At 43.8% G+C, this 242-nt stretch carries 1 protein-coding gene; it reads right to left on the reverse strand.

Annotated elements, in window-relative coordinates; genetic code table 11:
• Positions 1-224: hypothetical protein (locus tag LKK83_RS28350; RefSeq protein WP_324634814.1), on the reverse strand; the 224-nt coding region annotated here is incomplete at its 3' end.
• Positions 225-242 lie beyond the last annotated feature (18 nt).

Below are 242 nucleotides of genomic sequence, written 5' to 3' on the forward strand. Positions count from 1 at the left end.
CAATGGTTTTTTTCCAGCCCTGGAGTAGTAGTAGGGAAATAACCATTAAGCCAACGCAATGGTTTTTTTCCAGCCCGGGATTGGACTGTTGGCGAAATAACCATTAAGCGAACGCAATGGTTTTTGGCTCTACCAAACTTACTATGGAAAGTTGCGGCCAAAAATGCAATCAAACCTTTGCCAGCAGCAATATTGAGTCCTCTGCAAATTTCTTTCCTTATCAAGAACAGGCAAGGCTGGCC

Origin of the sequence: Phormidium sp. CCY1219, assembly GCF_035615515.1 — a bacterium.
Lineage (GTDB): Bacteria > Cyanobacteriota > Cyanobacteriia > Cyanobacteriales > Laspinemataceae > CCY1219.